25 protein-coding genes and 1 pseudogene are annotated in these 21,422 nt (G+C 72.4%); 13 read left to right on the forward strand and 13 right to left on the reverse strand.

Annotated features, from left to right (window positions below; genetic code table 11):
• Together H0488_RS11740 and H0488_RS11745 are read right to left on the reverse strand one after the other, a co-directional pair.
• Positions 1 to 556 (reverse strand): annotated as a pseudogene (locus H0488_RS11740) (hypothetical protein); the annotation flags it as partial.
• An 11-nt stretch (positions 557 to 567) separates the two neighbouring features.
• Positions 568 to 1,356, reverse strand: a complete 789-nt coding sequence (locus H0488_RS11745) for a carbon-nitrogen hydrolase family protein (protein WP_312856303.1) — start codon at positions 1,354 to 1,356, stop codon at positions 568 to 570.
• A 63-nt stretch (positions 1,357 to 1,419) separates the two neighbouring features.
• On the opposite strand from H0488_RS11745, the gene mobA reads away from it, so the two are divergent.
• The 4 genes from mobA (at position 1,420) to H0488_RS11765 (ending at position 4,115) form a co-directional block, all read left to right on the forward strand.
• Complete coding sequence (gene mobA, locus H0488_RS11750) at positions 1,420 to 2,004, forward strand: molybdenum cofactor guanylyltransferase (RefSeq protein WP_312856304.1); 585 nt, start codon at positions 1,420 to 1,422, stop codon at positions 2,002 to 2,004.
• Positions 2,005 to 2,057: 53 nt separating this feature from the next.
• Positions 2,058 to 2,414 carry a DUF6457 domain-containing protein gene (locus H0488_RS11755; protein ID WP_183099463.1) on the forward strand — a complete coding sequence of 119 codons (357 nt, stop codon included), beginning with the start codon at positions 2,058 to 2,060 and terminating at the stop codon, positions 2,412 to 2,414.
• 85 nt (positions 2,415 to 2,499) lie between these two features.
• Complete coding sequence (locus H0488_RS11760) at positions 2,500 to 3,477, forward strand: NAD(P)H-quinone oxidoreductase (protein ID WP_183099464.1); 978 nt, start codon at positions 2,500 to 2,502, stop codon at positions 3,475 to 3,477.
• Positions 3,478 to 3,524: 47 nt separating this feature from the next.
• The gene (locus H0488_RS11765) at positions 3,525 to 4,115 is read left to right on the forward strand and encodes a bacterial proteasome activator family protein (RefSeq protein WP_183099465.1); all 591 of its coding nucleotides are present in this window, start codon (positions 3,525 to 3,527) and stop codon (positions 4,113 to 4,115) included.
• A gap of 56 nt (positions 4,116 to 4,171) precedes the next feature.
• On the opposite strand, the gene H0488_RS11770 is transcribed toward H0488_RS11765, so the two are convergent.
• The 4 genes from H0488_RS11770 to H0488_RS11785 form a co-directional block, all read right to left on the reverse strand.
• Entirely contained in the window at positions 4,172 to 4,891 is a 720-nt protein-coding gene (locus H0488_RS11770; protein ID WP_183099466.1) for a hypothetical protein, read from the reverse strand.
• A 29-nt stretch (positions 4,892 to 4,920) separates the two neighbouring features.
• Complete coding sequence (locus tag H0488_RS11775) at positions 4,921 to 5,757, reverse strand: HAD family hydrolase (protein WP_183099467.1); 837 nt, start codon at positions 5,755 to 5,757, stop codon at positions 4,921 to 4,923.
• 10 nt (positions 5,758 to 5,767) lie between these two features.
• Complete coding sequence (serS, locus tag H0488_RS11780; RefSeq protein WP_183099468.1) at positions 5,768 to 7,039, reverse strand: serine--tRNA ligase; 1,272 nt, start codon at positions 7,037 to 7,039, stop codon at positions 5,768 to 5,770.
• A 65-nt stretch (positions 7,040 to 7,104) separates the two neighbouring features.
• Positions 7,105 to 8,118: an aldo/keto reductase gene (locus H0488_RS11785; RefSeq protein ID WP_183099469.1), complete on the reverse strand. Its 1,014-nt coding sequence runs from the start codon at positions 8,116 to 8,118 to the stop codon at positions 7,105 to 7,107.
• A gap of 40 nt (positions 8,119 to 8,158) precedes the next feature.
• On the opposite strand from H0488_RS11785, the gene H0488_RS11790 reads away from it, so the two are divergent.
• Positions 8,159 to 9,736, forward strand: coding sequence for a bifunctional phosphatase PAP2/diacylglycerol kinase family protein (locus tag H0488_RS11790; protein ID WP_312856305.1), 1,578 nt, complete (start codon positions 8,159 to 8,161; stop codon positions 9,734 to 9,736).
• Positions 9,737 to 9,883: 147 nt separating this feature from the next.
• Here the strand turns inward: H0488_RS11790 and H0488_RS11795 are convergent, their stop codons facing one another.
• Positions 9,884 to 10,273: a DUF4446 family protein gene (locus H0488_RS11795; protein WP_183099470.1), complete on the reverse strand. Its 390-nt coding sequence runs from the start codon at positions 10,271 to 10,273 to the stop codon at positions 9,884 to 9,886.
• A gap of 61 nt (positions 10,274 to 10,334) precedes the next feature.
• Here H0488_RS11795 and H0488_RS11800 point away from each other — a divergent pair, with 61 nt between their 5' ends.
• From H0488_RS11800 to H0488_RS11820, 5 genes are all read left to right on the forward strand, one after another.
• Positions 10,335 to 11,165: a prephenate dehydratase gene (locus tag H0488_RS11800; RefSeq protein ID WP_183099471.1), complete on the forward strand. Its 831-nt coding sequence runs from the start codon at positions 10,335 to 10,337 to the stop codon at positions 11,163 to 11,165.
• Between the two features lie 8 nt (positions 11,166 to 11,173).
• Positions 11,174 to 12,010: an ion transporter gene (locus H0488_RS11805; protein ID WP_183099472.1), complete on the forward strand. Its 837-nt coding sequence runs from the start codon at positions 11,174 to 11,176 to the stop codon at positions 12,008 to 12,010.
• A gap of 61 nt (positions 12,011 to 12,071) precedes the next feature.
• Positions 12,072 to 13,304 (forward strand): arginine deiminase, encoded by a 1,233-nt coding sequence (locus H0488_RS11810; RefSeq protein ID WP_183099473.1) that lies wholly within the window; start codon positions 12,072 to 12,074, stop codon positions 13,302 to 13,304.
• A gap of 85 nt (positions 13,305 to 13,389) precedes the next feature.
• On the forward strand, positions 13,390 to 13,758 hold the full coding sequence (locus H0488_RS11815; protein WP_183099474.1) for a Crp/Fnr family transcriptional regulator: 369 nt from the start codon (positions 13,390 to 13,392) through the stop codon (positions 13,756 to 13,758).
• A gap of 8 nt (positions 13,759 to 13,766) precedes the next feature.
• Positions 13,767 to 14,816, forward strand: a complete 1,050-nt coding sequence (locus H0488_RS11820) for an adenylate/guanylate cyclase domain-containing protein (RefSeq protein WP_312856306.1) — start codon at positions 13,767 to 13,769, stop codon at positions 14,814 to 14,816.
• 12 nt (positions 14,817 to 14,828) lie between these two features.
• On the opposite strand, the gene H0488_RS11825 is transcribed toward H0488_RS11820, so the two are convergent.
• Both H0488_RS11825 and H0488_RS11830 read right to left on the reverse strand, forming a co-directional pair.
• Positions 14,829 to 15,770: a DUF5926 family protein gene (locus H0488_RS11825; protein ID WP_183099475.1), complete on the reverse strand. Its 942-nt coding sequence runs from the start codon at positions 15,768 to 15,770 to the stop codon at positions 14,829 to 14,831.
• An 11-nt stretch (positions 15,771 to 15,781) separates the two neighbouring features.
• On the reverse strand, positions 15,782 to 16,579 hold the full coding sequence (locus H0488_RS11830) for a glycerophosphodiester phosphodiesterase (protein WP_183099476.1): 798 nt from the start codon (positions 16,577 to 16,579) through the stop codon (positions 15,782 to 15,784).
• Between the two features lie 122 nt (positions 16,580 to 16,701).
• On the opposite strand from H0488_RS11830, the gene H0488_RS11835 reads away from it, so the two are divergent.
• Positions 16,702 to 17,004 carry a helix-turn-helix domain-containing protein gene (locus H0488_RS11835; protein WP_183099477.1) on the forward strand — a complete coding sequence of 101 codons (303 nt, stop codon included), beginning with the start codon at positions 16,702 to 16,704 and terminating at the stop codon, positions 17,002 to 17,004.
• Positions 17,005 to 17,121: 117 nt separating this feature from the next.
• Complete coding sequence (locus H0488_RS11840) at positions 17,122 to 17,364, forward strand: PspC domain-containing protein (RefSeq protein WP_183099478.1); 243 nt, start codon at positions 17,122 to 17,124, stop codon at positions 17,362 to 17,364.
• On the opposite strand, the gene H0488_RS11845 is transcribed toward H0488_RS11840, so the two are convergent.
• A complete protein-coding gene (locus tag H0488_RS11845) occupies positions 17,325 to 17,957 on the reverse strand; it encodes a ClpP family protease (RefSeq protein ID WP_183099479.1) in 633 nt (210 codons plus the stop codon). The genes H0488_RS11840 and H0488_RS11845 overlap by 40 nt on opposite strands.
• A complete protein-coding gene (locus H0488_RS11850; protein WP_183099480.1) occupies positions 17,954 to 18,574 on the reverse strand; it encodes a ClpP family protease in 621 nt (206 codons plus the stop codon). Before H0488_RS11850 ends, H0488_RS11845 begins: the two co-directional genes overlap by 4 nt.
• 87 nt (positions 18,575 to 18,661) lie before the next feature.
• Here H0488_RS11850 and H0488_RS11855 point away from each other — a divergent pair, with 87 nt between their 5' ends.
• The gene (locus tag H0488_RS11855) at positions 18,662 to 19,450 is read left to right on the forward strand and encodes a putative protein N(5)-glutamine methyltransferase (protein WP_312856307.1); all 789 of its coding nucleotides are present in this window, start codon (positions 18,662 to 18,664) and stop codon (positions 19,448 to 19,450) included.
• Here the strand turns inward: H0488_RS11855 and H0488_RS11860 are convergent.
• Together H0488_RS11860 and H0488_RS11865 are read right to left on the reverse strand one after the other, a co-directional pair.
• Positions 19,417 to 20,448, reverse strand: coding sequence for a 1-aminocyclopropane-1-carboxylate deaminase (locus H0488_RS11860; protein ID WP_183099481.1), 1,032 nt, complete (start codon positions 20,446 to 20,448; stop codon positions 19,417 to 19,419). The two genes, H0488_RS11855 and H0488_RS11860, sit on opposite strands and share 34 nt — an antisense overlap.
• An 18-nt stretch (positions 20,449 to 20,466) precedes the next feature.
• On the reverse strand, positions 20,467 to 21,147 hold the full coding sequence (locus H0488_RS11865) for a GntR family transcriptional regulator (protein WP_183099482.1): 681 nt from the start codon (positions 21,145 to 21,147) through the stop codon (positions 20,467 to 20,469).
• Positions 21,148 to 21,422 lie beyond the last annotated feature (275 nt).

Genomic DNA, 21,422 nt, shown 5'->3' on the forward strand with positions numbered 1-21,422 from the left:
GCAGGCCGGCCCCGAGACGGAAGACGAGGATCTCGGCGGCGATCAGCGCGATGCCGAGCCCGAGGTACTCGAACCGGGTGACGTCGATCGCGGGCTCGAAGCCCACCGCCGCCATCGCCCCGATCCCGGCCAGTCCCATCCCGACCAGGCACTCGCGCACCGACGCGAGGAACGACTTCGCCGGCACCGTCGCCATCACTCCGAGCACGGCGGCGACCACGGTGGTGAGCACGGCGGCGCCGGTGGACAGAAGGTCCTGGTCGACCCAGGCGGCCATCAGCGCCAGCGCCAGCGCCAGCGTCCCGAAGATCACCGGCCGGCCGCCGGTGCGCGCGGCCAGCGCCCAGCCGTAGGTCGCGACGATGGTCACCGACCCGGTGATGCCGAACCAGTCAGGTCCGGTCGGCACCATCGCGCAGCCGAGGAGCACGGTCGCCGCCACGACGAGGACCGCCCACGCGACGACCGGCAGTCGGGAGGCCTCCACCGCGGAGACCCGGCGCTGCCACCCTGCCACCGCTGGCCGCGGAGCGGCGCGGGTGGCATGACGGGACACAGCCGGCCACCCTACAGACGGCGGTTGGCCAAGGACGGGTTGGTACGACGCGCCGCGGCGAGCGTCGTACGGTCCACCTCGGCCGTGAGCACCTCGGCCTCGCCGGCGTCGCCGGGGCCGGCCTCGACCAGCACCTCGCCGAGCGGGTCGACCAGCATCGAGTGGCCGGTGTAGCGGGGCGCGGGCTGGCCGACGGCGGCGACGTAGACGGTGTTCTCGATCGCGCGCGCGATGACCAGGGTGCGCCAGTGGTGCACCTTGCGGGCACCGGCGACCCACGCGGCCGGGACGACGACCAGCTCGGCGCCGGCGTCGACGAGCCGGCGGGTCAGCTCGGGGAAGCGCAGGTCGTAGCAGGTCATCAGACCGACCCGCCAGCCGTCGATCTCCACGACCGTCGGCTCGGTCGGCCCGGCCGTGAGCCGGTCGGACTCGCGGTAGCCGAAGGAGTCGTAGAGGTGCATCTTGCGGTACGCCGCCTCGGCCCGGCCGCGCACGACCAGGGTGTTGAAGGGCCGGGCGGGATCGGCGCTCCGCTCGAACATGCCGGCCACCACGGTGCCGCCGCGGGCGGCGGCGACCCGGCCGACCTCGGTCGCGAACGGACCGTCCAGGGGCTCGGCGTACGGACTGACGTCGGAGCCGGCCTCGCCGAAGTCGCGGGCGAAGGCCTCCGGGAAGACCACGAGGTCGCAGCCGTCGGGCGCGAGGCGGTCGAGCTCCGCGCGGTTGTCGTCGGGCTCGATGCCGGACGCGGCCTGGACCAACGCCAGCCGCAACCGCTCCGTGGTGTGGCTCACTCGACCAGTGTCCCCCGTCGCACCGCGCTTCCCGGGCGACGCGACGTTTGCGAGACTCACGAGGTGATCGAGCCCGGGCTGACCAGCTTCGCCGCGATCGTCCTCGCCGGCGGCCAGGCGACCCGCCTCGGTGGCGCCGACAAGGCGACGATCGAGATCCACGGCCGCAGCCTGCTCGAGCACACCCTGGACGCCGTGATCGACGCCGCGGAGGTCGTCGTCGTGGGTCAGCACGTGCCGACCGACCGACCGGTGACCTTCGTCGTCGAGGACCCGCAGTACGGCGGGCCGGTGGCGGGTCTGCTCACCGGGCGCGATGCGCTGCTGCGGGCCTTCCCGTGGGTCGTGGTCCTCGCCGTCGACATGCCGTTCCTGACCGCCGCGACGCTCCGGCGGATGCACGACGCCGCGGTCGGGCACGACGGAGCCGTGCTGGCCGATCCCGAGGGGCGGCGCCAGCTCGCCTTCCTCGTCGACACCGACCGGCTCGACCAGGTGCGGCCGGACCGCGAGGCCCAGCACGGCCATCCGCTCTGGCCGATGCTCGAACCGCTCGACCTGGTCGTCGTACCCGCGCTCGCTCGCGAGCACCGCGACATCGACACCTGGACCGACCTGCGCGACCTCGGCGACGACGAACCCGACTGATTCGTCCCCCGTCGGGTCTTGTCAGGCGGCGCGTCAAAAGTCACTCTGGTCTGGTGAACCTCCATGACTGGATCGACGAGCTGTGCGACCTGCTCGACATCGACAGCGAGGCAGACGAGAGCCTGCTGGGGGACCTGGCCGAGATCGCGCACGACAACGTGCACCCGGCCGCCGGCCCGGTGACCGCCTTCCTGCTCGGGGTGGCCGCGGGATCCCGGGACGCCCGGCCCGACGCGGTCGAGCGGATGGCGGCGAAGGTCCAGGCACTCGCCGAGGCCTGGGACCGACCGGCCGGCGCGACGGACGCCGTCGACAAGGACGCCGAGGCCGACGACGAGATCGATGAGGAGCTCAGCCACCTCGACGAGATCGACATCGACGAGGACGAGGAGGAGGACCTCCTCGTCTGACCCCTGCGCGACCCGGCTCCTGTCAACACGCGCCGGGTCGGCGCCCTGAGCGTGCAGAGACGAGCCGGGTCGGCAAGATGGGGGCATGCGTGCCGTCACCACGACCGGGCCCGGTGGGCCCGAGGTCCTGACCATCAGCCAGCTCCCCGACCCCGAACCGGGACCGGGCGAGGTCGCGATCGAGGTGGCCGCCACGGCGGTCAACCGCGCCGACCTCCTGCAGCGGCAGGGCCTGTACGCGCCGCCGCCCGGCGCCTCGGACGTGATCGGTCTCGAGTGCAGCGGCACGATCGTGGCGGTCGGCGACGGGGTCACCGACTGGGCCGTCGGGACGCCGGTGTGCGCCCTGCTGGCCGGTGGCGGCTACGCCGGCCGGGTCGTCGTACCGGCCGGGCAGGTGATGCCGCTGCCGGACGGCGTGGACGTCGTGACCGCGGCGGCGCTGCCCGAGGTGGCCTGCACGGTGTGGTCGAACGTGTTCATGGTGGCCGGGCTCCAGCCGGGCGACGTGTTCCTCGTCCACGGCGGCGCCGGCGGCATCGGCACCATGGCGATCCAGCTCGCCGCCGCGCTCGGCGCCCGGGTGTTCGCGACCGCAGGCAGCCCGGAGAAGCGGGAGCTGTGCCGGTCGCTGGGAGCGGAGGTCGCGATCGACTACCGCGACGAGGACTTCGTCGAGGTCGTGCGCGCCCACACCGACGGGCGGGGCGCCGACGTGGTGCTCGACAACATGGGAGCCAAGTACCTCGCGCGCAACGTGTCCGTGCTCGCGGACGAGGGCCGGCTCGTGATCATCGGCCTCCAGGGCGGGGTCAAGGCCGAGCTCAACATCGGCCAGCTGCTGTCGAAGCGGGGCGCGGTGATCGCGACGGCGCTGCGGTCGCGGCCCGTCGAGGGCAAGGCGGCGATCTGCGCCTCGGTGGTCGAGCACGTCTGGCCGCTGGTGGCCGACGGCAGGGTGCGCCCGATCGTGCACGAGGCGCTGCCGCTCGAGCGGGTCGCCGACGCGCACCGGACCGTCGAGGGCGGCAGCCACAGCGGCAAGGTGCTGCTGACCCTCTGACCCCTCTCGCCGGGGCCGGCGACCGGGCGCCGATTAGGGTTGGCCCCATGAGTGAGCAGCCTTCCGGCGACCAGGAGCAGCAGCACATCGTCATCATCGGCCCCGACGGCCAGCCCGTCGCCGCGATGCCGGCGAGTGCCGTGCCCGGGCCGGACGGTCAGGGCGACGACGACGGCGACGGAGAGGGGCCCCTCACCGACCTCGTCGAGCAGCCCGCGAAGGTGATGCGGATCGGCAGCATGATCCGACAGCTGCTCGAGGAGGTGAAGGCGGCTCCGCTCGACGACGCCAGCCGCCAGCGGCTGCGTGACATCCACCAGGCGTCGATCAAGGAGCTCGAGGCCGGCCTCGCGCCCGAGCTGGTCGAGGAGCTCGACCGGCTGTCGTTGCCGTTCATGGAGGACTCCACGCCCTCCGACGCCGAGCTCCGGATCGCCCAGGCCCAGCTCGTCGGCTGGCTCGAGGGCCTCTTCCACGGCATCCAGACGGCGATCTACGCCCAGCAGATGGCGGCGCGCGCCCAGTTCGAGCAGATCCGGCGCGCGCTCCCACCCGGGATGCACCCCGGGGCACCCGACGGCGCGCCGCAGCAGCCGGGCGCGACCGACGAGCCCCGCACCGGGGGCATGTACCTCTGACCGACGGAGCTCCCGACGAGCTCCGACTGGCTCCGACTGGCTCCGACTAGCTCCGGCTAGCTCCGGCGAGCGCCCACGCGGGCGAGCAGGAGCAGGCCGAGCACGCCGATCAGCGTCACCGCGGCGCCGGGGGCGGCCAGTCGGCCGAAGCTCGGCGCGCCTCCGGCTCCGTCGTCCGGCGCGGACAGCGTCACCGGGACCTCCGGGTCGTCGGGGCTGCCGTCGAGCGCGTCCTCGAGGGAGGCCTGCAGGTCGGCGCTGAGCCCGCCCTGGAGCATCTGGGTGCCCGAGCACGCCTCGGCCACCAGGTGGTCCATCCCGTCGGAGCCGGACGCGAAGAACAGCCAGGTGTCGCCGGCCCTCAGCCGCCCGAGGCCGTTCTCGTCGGTCACCGGCGTGGTGACGACCTCGGTCCGGCCACCGGACCGCAGCTCGCCGCGGAACGGGACCTTGACGGCGACGGTGTGCTGCCAGCCGGTCGTCCGGGCGTCGGGGTCCTGCCGGGGAGCGTCGGTGGTCGAGCCGGTCTGGTTGGCCTTGCCCTCACCGCCGCCGACGGTCGTGCGCGGCTCGACCGCGATCACCCGGCCGGCGAACACGTCGGTCACCGCGTCGGCCCGGGCGAGGACGGCCGTGGGGTCGTCGAGGTCGAGCTCCTCGCAGTCGGCTGCTGCGGCGGCGGGCACGGGCGCGGCCGTCGCCGCGGTCGTCGTACCGAACCAGCAGGCGAGGACGGCCAGCGCCATCGCCAGGGTCGTCCGGAGCGCTGCGATCACCGGACCAGCGTAGCCGCCGGGGGTCGGGCTCAACCGAACCAGCGGTCGAGCTCGACCGCCGCTCCGTCGTCGTCGACCGGGGCGGTGACGTGGTCCGCGACGTCCAGGACCTCCTGCACGGCCTGGCCCATCGCCACGCCGCGGCCGGCCCAGCCGAGCATCTCGATGTCGTTGCGCCCGTCACCGATCGCGAGCACGTCGCCGCGGCCGACGCCGAGCCGCTCGGCGACGTACTCGAGGCCGGACGCCTTGGAGACGCCGACCGGCGAGAGGTCCATCCAGGCCGTCCAGCCCACCACGTAGTCGGTGCCGTGCAGCCCGAGCTCGGCGGCCATCGCGACGAAGTCGTCGGCCGTCGCCTGCGGGTCACGGATGATCACGCGGCTCACCGGGGCGGACACCAGGTCGTCGAGGTGGGTCACGATCAGCTCGCCACCCAGCTCACCGGGCGGGAACGGCGCCGAGACCCGGTAGCCCACGCCGCGCTCCTCGATGGCGACCAGGGCCTCCGGGTGCCGCTGGAGTACGGCGTGCACGGCCGGCGCCGCGTCGAACGTCTCCTCGTGCACGATCTCCATCGGTGGGTGCCGCACGATCACGGACCCGTTGGACGCCACGATCCACAGCCGGCCGTCGGGGGTGTGCGGGTCGCGCAGGCCGAGTTGCTCGGCGATCGCGGTCATGCTGTGCGGCGCCCGCCCGGACGCCAGGACGACGTGGACTCCGGCGTCCAGCACCCGCTGGACGGCCGCGTGGACCGCGTCGGGCACGATCTCGTGGGTCGTGCCCGCGCCGTCGACCCACTTGAGCAGGGTGCCGTCGATGTCGAGCGCGACCAGCTTCGGCTGCCAGGCTCCGTTCGGCATAGGCGGGGCCTCAGACCGGCTTGAGCACGTCGAGGCCGCCCAGGTAGGGGCGCAGTGCCTCGGGCACGCGCACCGACCCGTCGGCCTGTTGGTGGGTCTCCAGGATCGCGACGATCGCCCGCGGGATCGCGGTGAGCGTGCCGTTGAGGGTCGCGATCGGCCGGGTCTGCCCGTCCTCGCGGACCCGGATGTCGAGCCGCCGGGCCTGGAAGTCGGTGCAGTTGGAGGTCGAGGTCAGCTCGCGGTAGCGGCCCTGGGTGGGGATCCAGGCCTCGCAGTCGAACTTCCGGATCGCCGAGAGCCCGAGGTCGCCGGCGGCGGTGTCGATCACCCGGTAGGCGAGCTCGAGCTTGTCGAGGAACTCCTTCTCCCAGGCCAGCAGCCGCTGGTGCTCGGCGTACGACTCCTCGAGGGTCGTGTAGACGAACATCTCGACCTTGTCGAACCAGTGCACCCGGATGATGCCGCGGGTGTCCTTGCCGTGCGACCCTGCCTCCTTGCGGAAGCAGGGGCTGAACGCCGCGTAGCGGCGGGGAAGGGTGGCGGCCTCGAGGATCTCGTCGGAGTGGTAGGCCGCCATCGCGACCTCCGAGGTGCCGACGAGGTAGAGGTCCTCGCCGTCGATGCGGTAGACGTCGTCGGCGGCCTGGCCGAGGAACCCGGTGCCCTCCATCGCCCGTGGCCGCACCAGGGCCGGTGCGATCACCTGGGTGAACCCGGCACCGCGGGCCTGGTCGAGCGCCAGGTTGACCAGCGCGAACTCGAGCTGCGCGCCGACGCCGGTGAGGAAGTAGAACCGGCTGCCGCTCACCTTGGCGCCGCGCTCGATGTCGATGGCGCCGAGCAGCTGGCCGAGCTCGACGTGGTCGCGCGGCTCGAACCCCTCGGCGGCGAAGTCGCGAGGGGTGCCGATGTGCTCGATGACGGTGTAGTCGTCCTCGCCCCCGGCCGGGGCCTCGTCGGCGGCGAGGTTGGGGATCGTCTTGATGACGTCGGTCCACTCCTCGTCGGCCGCGCCGCGCGCGGCCTCCGCCTCCTTGACCTCGGCGGCCAGGGTCTTGGTCCGCGCGAGCAGCTCCTGCTTCTCGGCGGGGTCGGCCTTCGGGATCTTCGCACCGAGTGCCTTCTGCTCGGCCCGCTTCGCCTCGAACGACGCGATCGCGGCCCGGCGCGCCGCGTCGGCGGCCAGGGCCCGGTCGACCACGTCTCCGGACAGCCCGCGCTTGGCCTGGGCGGCTCGGACGCGGTCGGGCTCGTCTCGGAGGATGCGCGGGTCGATCATGCGTCTGAGGCTATCGGGCGGGGGGCGGCCGGCGCGCGTCGGATTCGGGGCGCTGCCCGACGGCGTCAGTACGGCGCGATGGGGTCGGGCGGCGGGAAGATCTGGTCGAGCTCGGCGAGGTCCTCGGCGCGGGGCACCCACGACCCGGCGGCGGCGTTGGCCTGCACCTGCTCGGTGCTCGTCGCGCCGGCGATCACGCTGGCGACCGGCGCCTGGGCCAGCAGCCAGCCGATGGCGACGGTGACCTCGCTGACCCCGCGCGAGGAGGCGAACTCGGAGAAGCGGAGCAGCTCCGGCGAGGTCGCGGTCTCGAGCAGGTGCTGACGGGTGCGGGCCAGGCGGGTGCCGGCGGGCGCGGTGCCGGCGGCGTACTTGCCGGTCAGCAGACCGTTGGCGAGCGGGAAGTACGGGAGCACGCCGAGGCCGAACTGCCGGCAGGCCGGAACCACCTCCAGCTCCGCGCGCCGGTCGATCAGGTTGTAGTGGCTCTGGCTCGACACGAACCGCTCGGTGCCGAGCTCGCGGGCCACGAACTCCGCCTCCACGATCTGCCACCCGGCCCGGTTGGAGTGGCCGAGGTAGCGCACCTTCCCCGCGTGGACGAGGTCGTCGAGGGCGCTCAGGGTCTCGTCGATCGGGGTCGCCGGGTCCGGGGTGTGGAACTGGTAGAGGTCGATCCGATCGGTGCCGAGCCGGCGCAGCGATGCCTCGACAGCCGCGACGACGTACCGCCTGCTGCCGCGCGCGCCGTGGTCCGGCCCGTTGCTGCCGTGCATGTCCATGCCGAACTTGGTCGCGACCACCACCTGGTCGCGCCGGCTCCGCAGCGCCGCCCTGAGCCGCTCCTCGGCGAGCCCGGGGCGGGCGCCGTAGGTGTCGGCGACGTCGAACAGCGTGATCCCGGCGTCGATCGCCGCACCGACCACCCGGTCCGACCCCTCCTGCGACTCGGTGGCCGTGCCGGGCCGGCCGAGGTTGTTGCAGCCCAGGCCCACGGCGGAGACCGCGAGTCCGGACTGGCCGAGCCGGCGGAAGGGCGGGTGGCCCGACGACGCGGGCGGATGCGGATCCTTGGTCACGAGTACGACGGTAGTGGCCGGACGAAGTAGCCTCACCCGGGTGTTGGACCGACCTCGTCAGACCCCGCTGGTCTCCGGAGTCGTCTGTCTGCTGATCTTCGGCACCCTCGCCCTGGGCGTCGGGCTCGAGTGGGCATGGCTCGCCGACATCGACGCCACCGGCAGGGACGCGCGCGACTGGGCGGAGGACCAGCACGGCCTGGTCGATACTCTCCGCGTCGTCGAGGTCGCCTTCGGCTCGATCGCCGTGGCGATCTACGCGTTGCTGCTCGCGGGCGTGATGTACGCCAAGGGGCATCGCCGGGCCGCCACCCTGATCGTCGCGGTCATGGCCGTGAACATCGGGGTGACCCAGGGCCTCAAGTGGATCATCGGTCGCGACCGGCCGCTGTGGCAGCACGACCTGTGGCAGCTCGACAACGGCGCGTTCCCCTCCGGGCACGCCTCCGACACCACCGCCTTCGCCGGGCTGTGCCTGGTGCTCGCCGTGATGCTCGTACGACGGGCGAACATCCGCCGGTTGATCGGCGTCGCGGCCGCGGTCGTCGTGGTCGTCGTCCTCGCCGACCGGATCCTCCTGGGCCGGCACTACTGGACGGACCTGGCCGGCGGCAGCCTGCTGGGCGCCGGGCTGGTGCTGCTGGGGGTCGCGCTCTACAGCCCGCTCCCCCGCAGCCACGCCGCCAAGGCGCTGCCCCTGCCGCAGGCCGTCCCGTCCACCAACGACCTCGCCGTGGTGCTGAACCCGATCAAGGTCGAGGACGTCGCGCAGTTCCAGTCCATCGTCAACCAGATGGCACTGGAGTCGGGCTGGAAGGAGCCGCGGTGGTACTTCACCACCGTCGAGGACTCCGGCACCGGCCAGGCCGAGCAGGCGTCGGTCGACGGGGCCGACCTGGTGATCGTGTGCGGCGGCGACGGCACCGTGCGCGAGGTCTGCGCCGAGCTCGCCGGCACCGGCATCCCGGTCGGCATCGTCCCCGCCGGCACCGGCAACCTGCTGGCGCGCAACCTGGACATCCCGCTCTTCATCCGGGCCGCGATCGACATCGCGATCAACGGTCAGGACCGCGCGATCGACATGGTCAAGGTGACCGGCGACGGCATCGACGACTCCCACTTCATGGTCATGGCCGGCATGGGCTTCGACGCGGCGATCATGGAGGGCGTCAACGAGGAGATCAAGAAGAAGGTCGGCTGGCTGGCGTACGTGCTCTCCGGGCTCAAGGCGCTGATGTTCCCGACCATGCGGCTCGAGGTCTCCATCGACGGCGGGGAGTTCACCAAGCACCGCGCCCGCACCTGCGTCATCGGCAACGTCGGGAGCCTGCAGGGCGGGATGAACCTGATCCCCGACGCGGCGATCGACGACGGCCAGCTCGACGTCGTACTCCTCTTCCCGCGGCGGTTCCTCAGCTGGATCCCGCTCGTGCTGCGGGTGCTGAGCCGCCGCGAGGAACGCGCCGGCGAGTCCGTCGCCCGGTTCACCGGCCGGACCGTGGTCGTCCGGGCCAGCCACGACGTGCCCCGCCAGCTCGACGGCGACAGCGTCGGTCCGGGCCGCGAGCTGCACATGGAGTGCATCCACGGGCGGTTGCTCGTCCGTGTGCCGCGCTGACCGCGCGGACTGCCTGTTGCCTGTTGCCTGTTTATCAAGGGATGTAGGCGAACGACCGCTTCCCTAGCCCAATTCACACTGGGAAGCGCACACTCGCCTACATCCCTTGATAAACGGGCGCGGGCCTTGATAGGCGGGCGCCAGGACCTACGGCCGTGCGTGGGCGATCGCCTCGGTCTCCTCGGGCGAGAGCTCCTGGTCGCTGCGCCAGGACGTGACGCTCTTGGCATAGGTGCGGGCCTCGTTGCGGCCGCGGATCGAGGTGAGTACGACGCCGTCGCCGCCGTCGTCGAGGAGCGCGAGGGACCACGAGAGCCGGCCACCCATCTCCTCGAACGCGTCGTAGCGGACCACCGCCAGGTGCCGCAGCGAACCGCCCGCCTCCTTGCGCAGCGCCGCGACCTCGCGGCGCAGACCGAGTACGTCGGCGGGCAGGTCCTGGTCGGCTGTCGGCCGCACCCGGAGCCAGGTCACGAAGGCCAGGAGCAGTGCGGCGACGGCGAGGACGAGGGCGAGGATCCCGAGCGGGGTCGGCATGGCGAAACGGTAACGCCGAGGGCGGCCCGGTTCCGGGCGCCGCCCCGACTACCCTGGGCGCATGGCCCGCATCGCCTACCAGGGGGAACCCGGCGCGAACTCCCACCTCGTCTGCAAGCAGCACTACCCCGACTGGGAGTCGGTGCCGTGCGCCTCGTTCGAGGACGTGTTCGCCGCCGTCACCAGCGGTGACGCCGACCTGGCGATGATCCCGATCGACAACTCGATCGCCGGGCGGGTGTCCGACATCCACCACTTCCTGCCCGAGTCCGACCTGCACATCGTGGCCGAGCACTTCCTGCGCATCGAGTTCTCGCTGATGGCGGCGCCCGGCGCGACGACGGAGACGATCCGCACCGTCCACAGCCACGTGCACGCGCTCGGCCAGTGTCGCAAGATCATCCGCGAGCTCGGGCTGCGGCCGCTGATCTCCGGCGACACCGCCGGTGCCGCCCGCGAGGTGGCGGAGGCCGCCGACCCGACCCAGGCCGCCATCGCGCCGCCGCTGGCCGCCGAGATCTACGGCCTCGAGATCCTGCGCTCCGACATCGAGGACGAGGACCACAACACCACGCGGTTCGTCGTGCTCTCCCGCGACTTCGTCGCCGCGCCGCCCGACGACGGACCGGTCGTCACCAGCTTCGTCTTCAACGTGCGCAACCTGCCGGCGGCGCTCTACAAGGCGCTCGGCGGCTTCGCCACCAATGGCATCAACATGACGAAGCTCGAGAGCTACATGGTCGGGGCCGAGTTCGCCGCGACCCAGTTCCTCGCCGAGGTCGACGGCCACCCCGACGACCCCGGCCTGAAGCGGGCGCTCGAGGAGCTGGCCTTCTTCACCACCGACGTGAAGATCCTCGGGGTCTACCCGGCCGACCCGTTCCGCGGCTGAGGACGCCGGTGAGCGTGCACGACGCCCGGGAGGCGACCCGGCGCCTGGTCGAGCGACCGTCGTTCCAGTGGGTCGTCATCGGGGTCATCCTGGTCAACGCTGCCGTGCTCGGCCTCGAGACCTCCGGGTCTTGGATGGACGAGTACGGCGGCGCGACCCGGGCCGTGGGCTGGACGACGCTCGGCGTGTTCGTCGTCGAGCTGGCGCTGCGCATCTTCGCCGAGGGCCGGCGGTTCTTCCGCGGCGGGTGGAACGTCTTCGACTTCGTGGTCGTCGCCATCGCCTTCGCTCCCGGCGGGAGCGCGAGCGGGGTGCTCCGGGTGCTGCGGGTGCTCCGGGTGCTGCGGCTGCTCTCGACGGTCCGCTCGATGCGCACCGTCGTCGGGGCGCTGGTCGCCACCATCCCCGGGATGAGCTCGATCGCCGCCCTGCTGCTGATCCTGCTCTACGTGAGCGGCGTGATGGCGACCCAGCTCTTCGGCGAGGTGGACCCGGAGCACTTCGGCTCCCTCGGCACGGCGCTGCTGTCGCTCTTCCAGGTCACGACCGGCGACGACTGGGCGAACGTCGTGCGGCCGACGACCGATGCCGAGCCGTGGGCCTGGGCGTTCTTCCTCGTCTTCGTGGTGCTGTCGACCTACATCGTGCTCAACCTCTTCATCGCGGTGGCGGTGGAGGCGCTCGACCGCGAGGTGGAGGCGGACCACGCCGAGCTCGCCGACGAGATGGAGCAGGTGGTCGACGAGTCGACCGCCGCCATCCTGGCCGCGCTGGACGACCTGAAGCGCCAGGTCGCCGCCTTGGAGTCGCGCATCGACGCGCAGGGCCCTGCGGCCCCAGACTGAGCACATCGACTGATCGCCTCACCAAATCCGAGATTGTCTGACAATCCACTAAGGTGCCGCCATGACCGTGAACACAGGGACCCCCGCCAACGCTGGTGTGGACAGCGAGGTCGGGCGACTCCGCACGGTGATGCTCCACCGTCCCGGCACCGAGCTGCAGCGCCTCACCCCGCGCAACAACGACCAGCTGCTGTTCGACGGCGTGCCCTGGGTGGCGCGCGCTCAGGAGGAGCACGATGCCTTCGCGGAGGCGCTGCGGGAGCGCGATGTCGAGGTGCTCTACCTGACCGAGCTGCTGACCGAGACCCTCGCCGACCCGGAGGCTCGCGAGGTCGCCATCGAGACCGCGCTCACCGACCTCGACCTCGGCGAGACGCTGCGGCTCTACCTGCGCGGCTTCCTCGGCGACGCGACTCCCGACGAGCTGACGTCCTACCTCACCGCCGGCATCCGCAACGACGAGGTGCGCGGCGGCTTCGGCCTGGTCACCACGCTGCTGCCGTTCGACGCGTTCCTCGTCGACCCGCTGCCCAACCTGCTCTTCACGCGCGACTCCTCGGTCTGGGTGCGCGACCGGGTCGCGATCACGTCGCTGGCGATGCCCGCGCGCAAGCGGGAGACCCAGCTGACCGAGCTGATCTACCGCCACCACCCACGGTTCGCGGCCAGCCCGCGGATCCTCGGCCACCACTTCGAGCACGTCGAGGGCGGCGACGTCATGCTGCTGGCGCCCGGCGTGATCGCCGTGGGCGTCGGAGAGCGGACCACGCCGGCCGGAGCCGAGCGGTTCGCCCGCCAGGTCTTCGAGTCCGGCCTGGCCGAGACCGTGCTCGCCGTACCCATCGCGCAGGAGCGCGCGACCATGCACCTCGACACCGTGTGCACCATGGTCGACGTCGACAAGGTCGTGATGTACCCCAACGTCGCCGACACCCTCACGGCGTACGCCGTCACCCGCCGCCCCGACGCCGACCCGGCTCTGCTGGAGCTCGAGGTCGCCGCGCCGGAGCCGTTCCTGGTCGCGGCGGCGAAGGCGATGCAGCTCGACACCCTGCACCAGATCGACACCGGGCTCGACCCGGTGACGGCCGAGCGGGAGCAGTGGGACGACGGCAACAACACGCTCGCGCTCGCTCCGCGGCTGGCCGTCGCCTACGAGCGCAACGACGGCACCAACAGCCGGCTCGAGGCCGCCGGCATCGAGGTGATCCGGATCGCGGGCTCCGAGCTGGGCTCCGGCCGGGGTGGTCCGCGCTGCATGAGCTGCCCGATCTCCCGTGAGCCAACGCACTAACCCATGACCCGGACGCCGCGTTGCAGTTAAGGTCACAGCAGCGCGGGTGCCGCGCGCATGGGGAGACCGCACCGAAAGGGTCAGCATGGCAACGTTCTTCGAGCACTTCACTCCACAAGAGGTCGCAAAGATCAGCGGCGTAGGACGCCGCGTGCATCTTCCGGAGGGCTGGTCCCCGATCTGGAAGGACACCCCCGCCGACAAGGCCTACATCATCCTCGACGGCACGGTCTCGGTGCGCCGCGACGGCGTGGAGATCGCCCAGCTCGGCGCCGGTGACATCGTCGGCGAGGCCGCGATCGTCGGCCACAAGCTGCGCAACGCCACCGTCGTGGCTCTCACCCCGCTCGACACCATCCACCTCACCGACGAGACGCTGGTCCAGCTCGACAAGGAGATGCCGACGTTCCACCAGGCCCTGCTCGAGGTCGCCCAGTCCCGCGTCAACCCCTGACCCTGTCCGTGGCCGCACCCGAGCCCCCGGCCGCACCGGCCTCCGTGCCGTCGGCCGACCCGGGTGCCCTCGACGCGGTCGAGACGCGCCTGCTCGGCGAGGAACCGACCCTCGACCAGGCCGAGGTCGCCGAGCAGGCCGGAATGTCGCTCGACGTCGCGCGCCAGCTCTGGCACCTGTTGGGCTTCGCCCACGCCGAGCCCGAGGAGCGGGCGTTCACCCAGAGCGACGTCCACGCCCTTCGACTCACGAAGGACCTGATCGACCTCGGCATCCTCTCCCCGGACCGGCAGGACGGCCTGGTCCGCACCCTCGGCCGCAGCTTCGCCCGGCTGGCCGAGTGGCAGGTCGGCCTGCTCGCCGACATCGCGGTCGAGAGCGGCATCGACCCGACCGAGGGGCTGGTCGGGCTGGCCGACGAGGTGGTCCCGAAGGTCGAGGCCCTACAGAACTTCGTCTGGCGCCGCCACCTGCTGAGCGTCGCGTCCCGGATGCTCGCGGTCGCCGACAGCGGCGCGGGCACGAGCGACCGCGGGGTCTGCTTCGTCGACATCGTCGGCTACACCTCCCGTTCCCGGAACCTGTCCGACCGCGAGCTCGTCAGCTGGCTGGAGGCGTTCGAGACATCCGCCCTCGACATCGTCATCGAGCACCACGGCCGGATCATCAAGAACATCGGCGACGAGCTCCTCATCGTCGCCGACAGCGCGGAGGACGTGGCCGAGATCGCCCTGGAGCTGACCCGCCGCGGCGCCGACGAGAGCAACGACTTCCCGGAGGTCCGGGCCGGGGTCGCCTACGGCGAGGTCGTCACCCGCCTCGGCGACGTCTTCGGGCCCGTCGTCAACATCGCGGCGCGGCTCACCACCGTGGCCCGCCCGGGATCGGTGCTCATCGACCGCGGCATGTACGCCGCCCTGACCGGCACCGAGGGGAGCGACACGGACGAGCCCGAGCCGGAGAGCGGCGACGGGTCGCCGTACCGCTTCCGGAGGCTGCGCCGGGTCTCGGTGAAGGGCTACTCCCGGCTCCACACCTGGGTGCTCCAGGCACGGTGAGCCGGGCCGCTGTCAGCGGATCGTGATCTGGCGGTTCGCCAGCCCGGCGCGCGCCGAGCGCTCCTCGGTCGTCAGGTCGGCGTCGGACGCGAGCGCCTTCTCGAGGCGGGTGCGCAGCTCGGCGGCGCCGTCCTCGACCCCCTCGACGCCAGTGCCGGGCGGGAGCTCCCACACCGGAGCCACCACGCCGTGCGCGCGGAACATGCCGATCAGCCGGGCGCCGTCGATCACCTTGTCGTCGCCGGACACGTGCAGCCGCGCGAACGCGTCGACCAGCGCGTCCTCCGGCTCGGGCATGACCCAGCGGAGGTACTCCTTGTCGCCCATGTGGGTCCAGTACGCCGCCTCGACCGATGCGAGGCGCGCGGTCGGGGACGCGGCGCCCTGCGCCTGCTCGAGCGCCGCCGCGAGCTCCTCGGACTCCTCGACGTCGGACACCCAGAAGTCGAAGCCCTCGTGCAGGTCGATCCGCAGCGGCTCGTCGACGACGAGGTCCTGGAGCCGCGGCCCCTCACCCGGAGGCTCGGTCAGGCCGACCATCGACGTGCCGGGCTCGGCGTCGAGCGCGGCGAGCAGCACCGCGGCCAGGTCGCGCGACGGGTCGCCGAAGTTGTGCTGGACCTGCAGGCCGAGCCAGACCTCGCCGCTGTCGCGGACCATCGCCGGCGCCGCCATCGGGAGCAGGGTGCAGATCCGCACGTCGCGGTCGGCGTGCGCGCCCGCCAGCGGGAGGACCGCCGACGCGGCCGGCACCAGCTCGCGCAGGGCGACCAGGTCGCACTCCGACGCGAGCCCCTCGAAGGGTCGCTTCACGAACACGGTGCCGCCGCCGGGGGCGCCGTGGCACGCCTTGTAGCGCTTCCCGGACCCGCACGGGCACGGCTGGCGCGGACCGACCTCGCCGGGCGCGGTGGTCTCGGCGGTGCGGGTCTTCGCGCGGTTCTTCTTGGCCATGGCCAGGAAACCTATCCCGCCGCCTGCCCGCGCTCGTCGAGCAGGTCGAGGATGTACGCCGGGCGGTCGGTGATCACGGCCCGCACCCCCATCCGCAGGCAGAGGTCGAGATCGGCCTCGGTGTTCACCGTCCAGACGTGCAGCTGCCGGTTGCGGCGGGCCATGTTGTCGATCAGTCGCGGGTGGTCGCGCAGCAGCGCGATGCCGGGGCCCATGATCGTGTCGCTGTCGATGACGCGGCGCAGCATCGGCCAGAGCGTCGGCTTGTCGATCAGCTGCACCCGCTGCACGTCGGGCGCCAGTCGCTCGACCCGCTGCAGCGCGGTGAACGAGAAGCTCATCACCCGCACCGGCGACCCGGGGGTCTCCCAGCCGAACTCGCGCAGCATCTCGACCAGGCGCTTCTCGACGAGCCCGCCGAACCGGGTCGGGTGCTTGGTCTCGATCGCCACCTCGACCCGGCGCTCGTAGTCGGCCACCGTCTCCAACAGCTTGCGGAGGGTGAGCACGCCGTCGAGCGTCTCGTCGCGGTCGGGCGCCTCGTCGTCGAGGTCGGCCCACGGGTTCTTCCACCCGCTGAAGTCGAGCTCGTTGAGCTCGGCGAGGTCCATCGTCGAGACCAGCCCGCGGCTGCTCGCCGTACGGCGCAGGTCCCGGTCGTGCACGCAGACCAGGTGCCCGTCGGCGGTCAGCCGGACGTCGCACTCCAGGCCCCCGGCGCCGGCGTCGAGGGCAGTCAGGTAGGCCCCGAGGGTGTGCTCGGCGAGCTCGTAACTCGCACCCCGGTGGGCGACGACCTGCGGACCCATGGAGCAAGCATGACCCAGGGAATCGTCCGCGCGGTGAATTCGCGCCAGACGGGTCGGCCCGGCGCCGTACGCCCGGAGCGAACACCCTGTTCGTCGAGTCCCGTCCGGCCTAGCGTCGGACCATGGGTGAGGTGATCAGACTTCCCGACCGGCCGACCGCGCGACCGGCTCCGCTCGAGCCGTTGTGGCGCGAGGCCGCCGGCGACGAGCTGCGGCAGGAACGCCACCGCGCCGAGCGGACGCTGACCGACGTCGCCCAGGAGGCCGGGATCTCGGTGCAGTACCTGTCGGAGGTCGAGCGCGGTCTCAAGGAGCCGAGCTCGGAGGTGCTGTCCGCCGTGGTCGGCGCGCTCGGGCTGCGGCTCGCCGACCTGACCCTGCGCGTCGCCCGCCGACTGCACGGGCCGGTGTGCCTGGCGGCGTAGTCCACGCCTTGGTTTCGAGGCTCGCTCCGCTCGCACCTCAACCAGCGGCGGCGAGTCAGGGGAGGTTCAGGGTCGTTCCCCGATGTGGCGACGGGAGGATCGGAGGACGCTGGAGGCATGAGCAACTACGACTCCTACTCACCGGCGACTCCCTCGCAACCGCCCTTGCCCCCGCGCACGCTGCTGGTGCGCAGCCGCAGCAACAAGGTGGTCGCCGGCGTGTGTGGCGGCTTCGCCGACTACACCGGGTTCGACGCCAACCTGATCCGCATCATCATGGTCGCCGCGACCGTGCTCGGCTTCGGGTCCCCCGCCATCGTCTACCTCGCCGCCTGGCTCCTGATGCCCGAGGGCGACTGATCGAGCTTGCGCGACTCCAGCACCAGGTCGGCGAGTCCGTAGGCGACGGCGGCGTCCGCGTCGAGGATGAGGTCGCGCTCGGTGTCCTCCCGCAGTCGCGCGACGGGCTGCCCGGTGTGCTGGGCGAGCACCTCCTCCATGGTCGTCCGCAGCCGCGCGATCTCCTTCGCCTGCACCGCCAGGTCGGGCAGCGTGCCCTGCCCGCTCCCCGAGGGCTGGTGGAGGATCACCCGGGAGCGCGGCAGCACCGATCGCCGTCCCGCCGCGCCGGCGGCCAGCAGCACGGCCGCGGACGATGCAGCCTGACCGATGCAGGTCGTGGCGACCGGCGCCCGCACGAACTGCATCGTGTCGTAGATGCCGAGCATCGCGGTGACCGAGCCGCCCGGCGAGTTGAGGTAGAGGTTGATCGGGCTGTCCGGGTCGTCCGCCTCGAGGTGCAGCAGCTGCGCGATCACGACGTTGGCGACCCCGTCGTCGATCTCCGTGCCGATGTACACGATGCGGTCGCTGAGGAGCCGGCTGTAGATGTCGACAGCCCGCTCGCCGCGGGCGGTCTTCTCGACCACGCTGGGGATGGCGTACTGGCTCATCGCTGACCCCCGAACGCCGCCGACGGCCGGGCCGGCGCGACCGTGCGGACGTCGGTGAGGATCGCGTCGACGAAGCCGTACTCCTTCGCCTCCTCTGCCGTGAACCACCGATCACGGAGGGCGTCCTTCTCGACCCGCTCGACCGGCTGGCCGGTGTGCTCGGCGATCAGGCCCATGAGGACCCGCTTGGTGTGCTCGAGGTTCTCGGCCTGGATCTCGATGTCGATCGCGGACCCGCCGATCCCGGCCGACCCCTGGTGCAGCAGCACCCGGGCGTGCGGGAGCACGTAGCGCTTCCCCGGCGTCCCGGCGGAGAGCAGGAACTGGCCCATGCTGGCGGCCAACCCCATGGCCAGGGTGCTCACGTCGTTGGGGATCATCCGCATCGTGTCGTAGATCGCCAGCCCCGCGGTCACCGAGCCGCCGGGACTGTTGATGTAGAGGCTGATGTCGCGGTGGGCGTCCTCGGCCGAGAGCAGCAGGAGCGCGGCGCAGATCCGGTTGGCGATGTGGTCGTCGACCTCCTGGCCGAGCACGATGATCCGCTGTTGCAGCAGCCGGGAGGCCAGTTGGTCGTCGATCATGAGGAGCGGTCGCTCGGGTGCGTGAGTGGTCATGGACCCACCGTGCGGCACAGGCTGCGGCTCCCCAAGGGTGTTCTGCCGCAGGCAGATCCGCTGTGGGCGGTCGGTAGTGTCCGGCGCGTGGCGGAGCCGGCGTACGACGACCTGGTGCTGCGGCTGCGCGCCGCCGGCTGCGTCTTCGCCGAGGACGAGGCGGCGGTGCTCCGGGAGTCGGCCACCGGGGAGGCGCTGGAGCGGCTGGTGGCGCGCCGGGTCGCCGGCGAGCCGCTGGAGCACGTCGTCGGCTGGGTCGATTTCGCCGGCGTCCGGGTGGCGCTCGATCCGGGCGTGTTCATCCCGCGGCAGCGGTCCGGGTTGCTGGTCGACCTCGCGGCTACAGCGCTGCCGGCGACGCCCGTGGTCGTCGACCTGTGCTGCGGCTCCGGGGCGCTCGGTCTCGCCCTCGCCCACCGGCACCCCGGCATCGAGCTGCACGCCGCCGACCTCGACCCCGCCGCCGTCGCCTGTGCCCGCCGCAACCTCGAACCGATCGGCGGCACCGTCCACCACGGCGACCTCGACGCCCCGTTGCCCCGGCGGCTGCGTGGCCGGGTGGACGTGCTCGTCGCCAACGTCCCCTACGTGCCGGTGGCGGCGATCGCGCTGATGCCTCCCGAGGCGCGCGACCACGAGCCCCGCGGCGCGGTCGACGGCGGGGCCGACGGCCTCGACGTCGTACGCCGGCTCGCGGCGGTCGCCCCGGCGTGGCTGGCGCCGGCCGGCCGGCTCCTGTTCGAGGTGGGCGAGGACCAGTCGGCGGCCGCCGCCCTCATCGTCGAGGAGGCCGGTCTCACCGCCCGGGTCCACCACGATCCGGAGCGCGCCGCGACCGCCGTCTACGCACGCACCTCGTCGAAGACGCCGCTGTAGGCGTTGAGCGCCGGCTGCCCGCCGAGATGGGCGTACAGGACCGTGGAGTCCGGTGCGATCTCGCCGGAGGTGACCAGCGAGACCAGTCCGGCCATCGACTTCCCCTCGTAGACCGGGTCGATGATCATGCCCTCGAGCCGCCCGCTGAGCCGGATGGCGTCGATCGTGGACTCGACGGGAATCCCGTAGAGATCCCCGGCCCAGCCCTCGAGCACCGTGATCTCGTCGTCACGCAGCTCTCGGTCGAGTCCGATCAGCGCGGCGGTGTGGCGGGCGATCCGCCCCACCTGGTCGCGGGTCTTGTCGAGGGTGGCCGACGCGTCGATGCCGAGCACCCGGCGCGGTCGCCCTCCGGCGTCCTCGAGCGCGGCGAACCCGGCGATCATGCCGGCGTGGGTCGAACCGGTGACCGTGCAGACGACGATCGTGTCGAAGAAGACGCCGAGCGCCTGCTCCTGCGCGGCGACCTCGTAGGCCCAGTTGGCGAACCCGAGTCCGCCGAGCGGATGCTCGGAGGCGCCGGCCGGGATGCCGTAGGGCTTGCCGCCCGCCTTCTCGACGTCGGCGATCGCGTCGTCCCACGACGAGCGGATCCCGATGTCGAAACCGGACGGGTCGAGCCGGACGTCGGCACCCATGATCCGCGACAGCAGGATGTTGCCGACCTTGTCGTTGACCGGGTCGTCCCAGTCGACCCACTTCTCCTGGACGAGCCGGCACTCGAGCCCGAGCTTGGCGGCGACCGCGGCGACCTGGCGGGTGTGGTTGGACTGGATGCCGCCGATGGACACGAGCGTGTCGGCGCCCTGGGCGAGCACGTCGGGAACGATGTACTCGAGCTTGCGCACCTTGTTGCCGCCGTAGGCGAGACCGCTGTTGCAGTCCTCGCGCTTGGCCCAGATCCGGGCGCCTCCGAGGTGGTCGGTGAGGCGCTCGAGCGGGTGGATCGGGCTCGGCCCGAACGTGAGCGGGTAGCGCTCGAAGTCGCTGATCGGCATCGGGGTCTCCTTGTAGACCTAGGTCGTCGGTGCGGGAGCCTCGGCGAGGCTCTCGAGGAGCGGCTTCAACGTCTCCCAGGTGGCGTGCGAGACCGCGGCCGCACCTGCCACGTCGCCGGACTCGCAGCGGTCGACCAGCGTGGCGTGCAGCGCGACCGAGTCGCGCCCGGCGAGGGACGAGAAGCGCAGGCGTTCGAGGCGACGCAGCACCGGCGTGTACTGCTCCAGGACGCCCTCGAGCGCCGCGTTGGCGGCAGCGCGGACGGGGATGCCGTGGAACTCGTCGTCGGCGGCGATCGCGGCCTCGGCATCGCCGCGCCGCAGCGCCGCGGCGAACCGCTTGTTGGCGGCGCGCATCGCGGCCAGGTCGTCGGCCTGCAGCTGAGGCACAGCCAGCTCGACGGCGAGCCGGTGCATGGCAGCGACGACGGCCTGGGCATCGTGGATGGCGCGCGCGTCCAGGGTCGCGACCGTCGTCGAGCGTCCGGGCGCGGTGAGGACCAGGCCGGCCTGGCCGAGCCGGAGCAGGGCTTCACGCACGGGGGTGCGACTCACCCCGAGCCAGGCTGCGAGCTCCTGGTCGCGCAGCCGCTCCCCCGGAAGCAGGGTCCCGTCGACGATCTTGTCCCGCAGCCGGGTGTAGACGTCGTCGCGGAGCAACGACCGCGGGGGAGGGAGCTCGTCGACGGGAACCGGCATGCAATATATTGCACACCGCGGAGGGGAGAGCGTCAAGCCCCAAGGCCACTCCGCGGGACCGAGCACCCGCGAGGACGCCTCCCCGGGAGCCACTCGCGCTCTAGAGTGAACCGGTGGACCCCGCGCTCGCCCATCGCGTCTGGACCGGGATCGGCGGGCCGCCCGAGTCCCTCGAACGGCTCGAGCTCCTCGGCCCACGGACCGTGCTGCCGTCGTCGTACGACGTGACCGGCCTGGCCGTCGCCAGCGTGGCGGCCGCGTCGCTGGCGGGCGCC

Origin of the sequence: Nocardioides pelophilus, from assembly GCF_014180685.1 — a bacterium.
Taxonomy (GTDB): domain Bacteria; phylum Actinomycetota; class Actinomycetes; order Propionibacteriales; family Nocardioidaceae; genus Nocardioides; species Nocardioides pelophilus.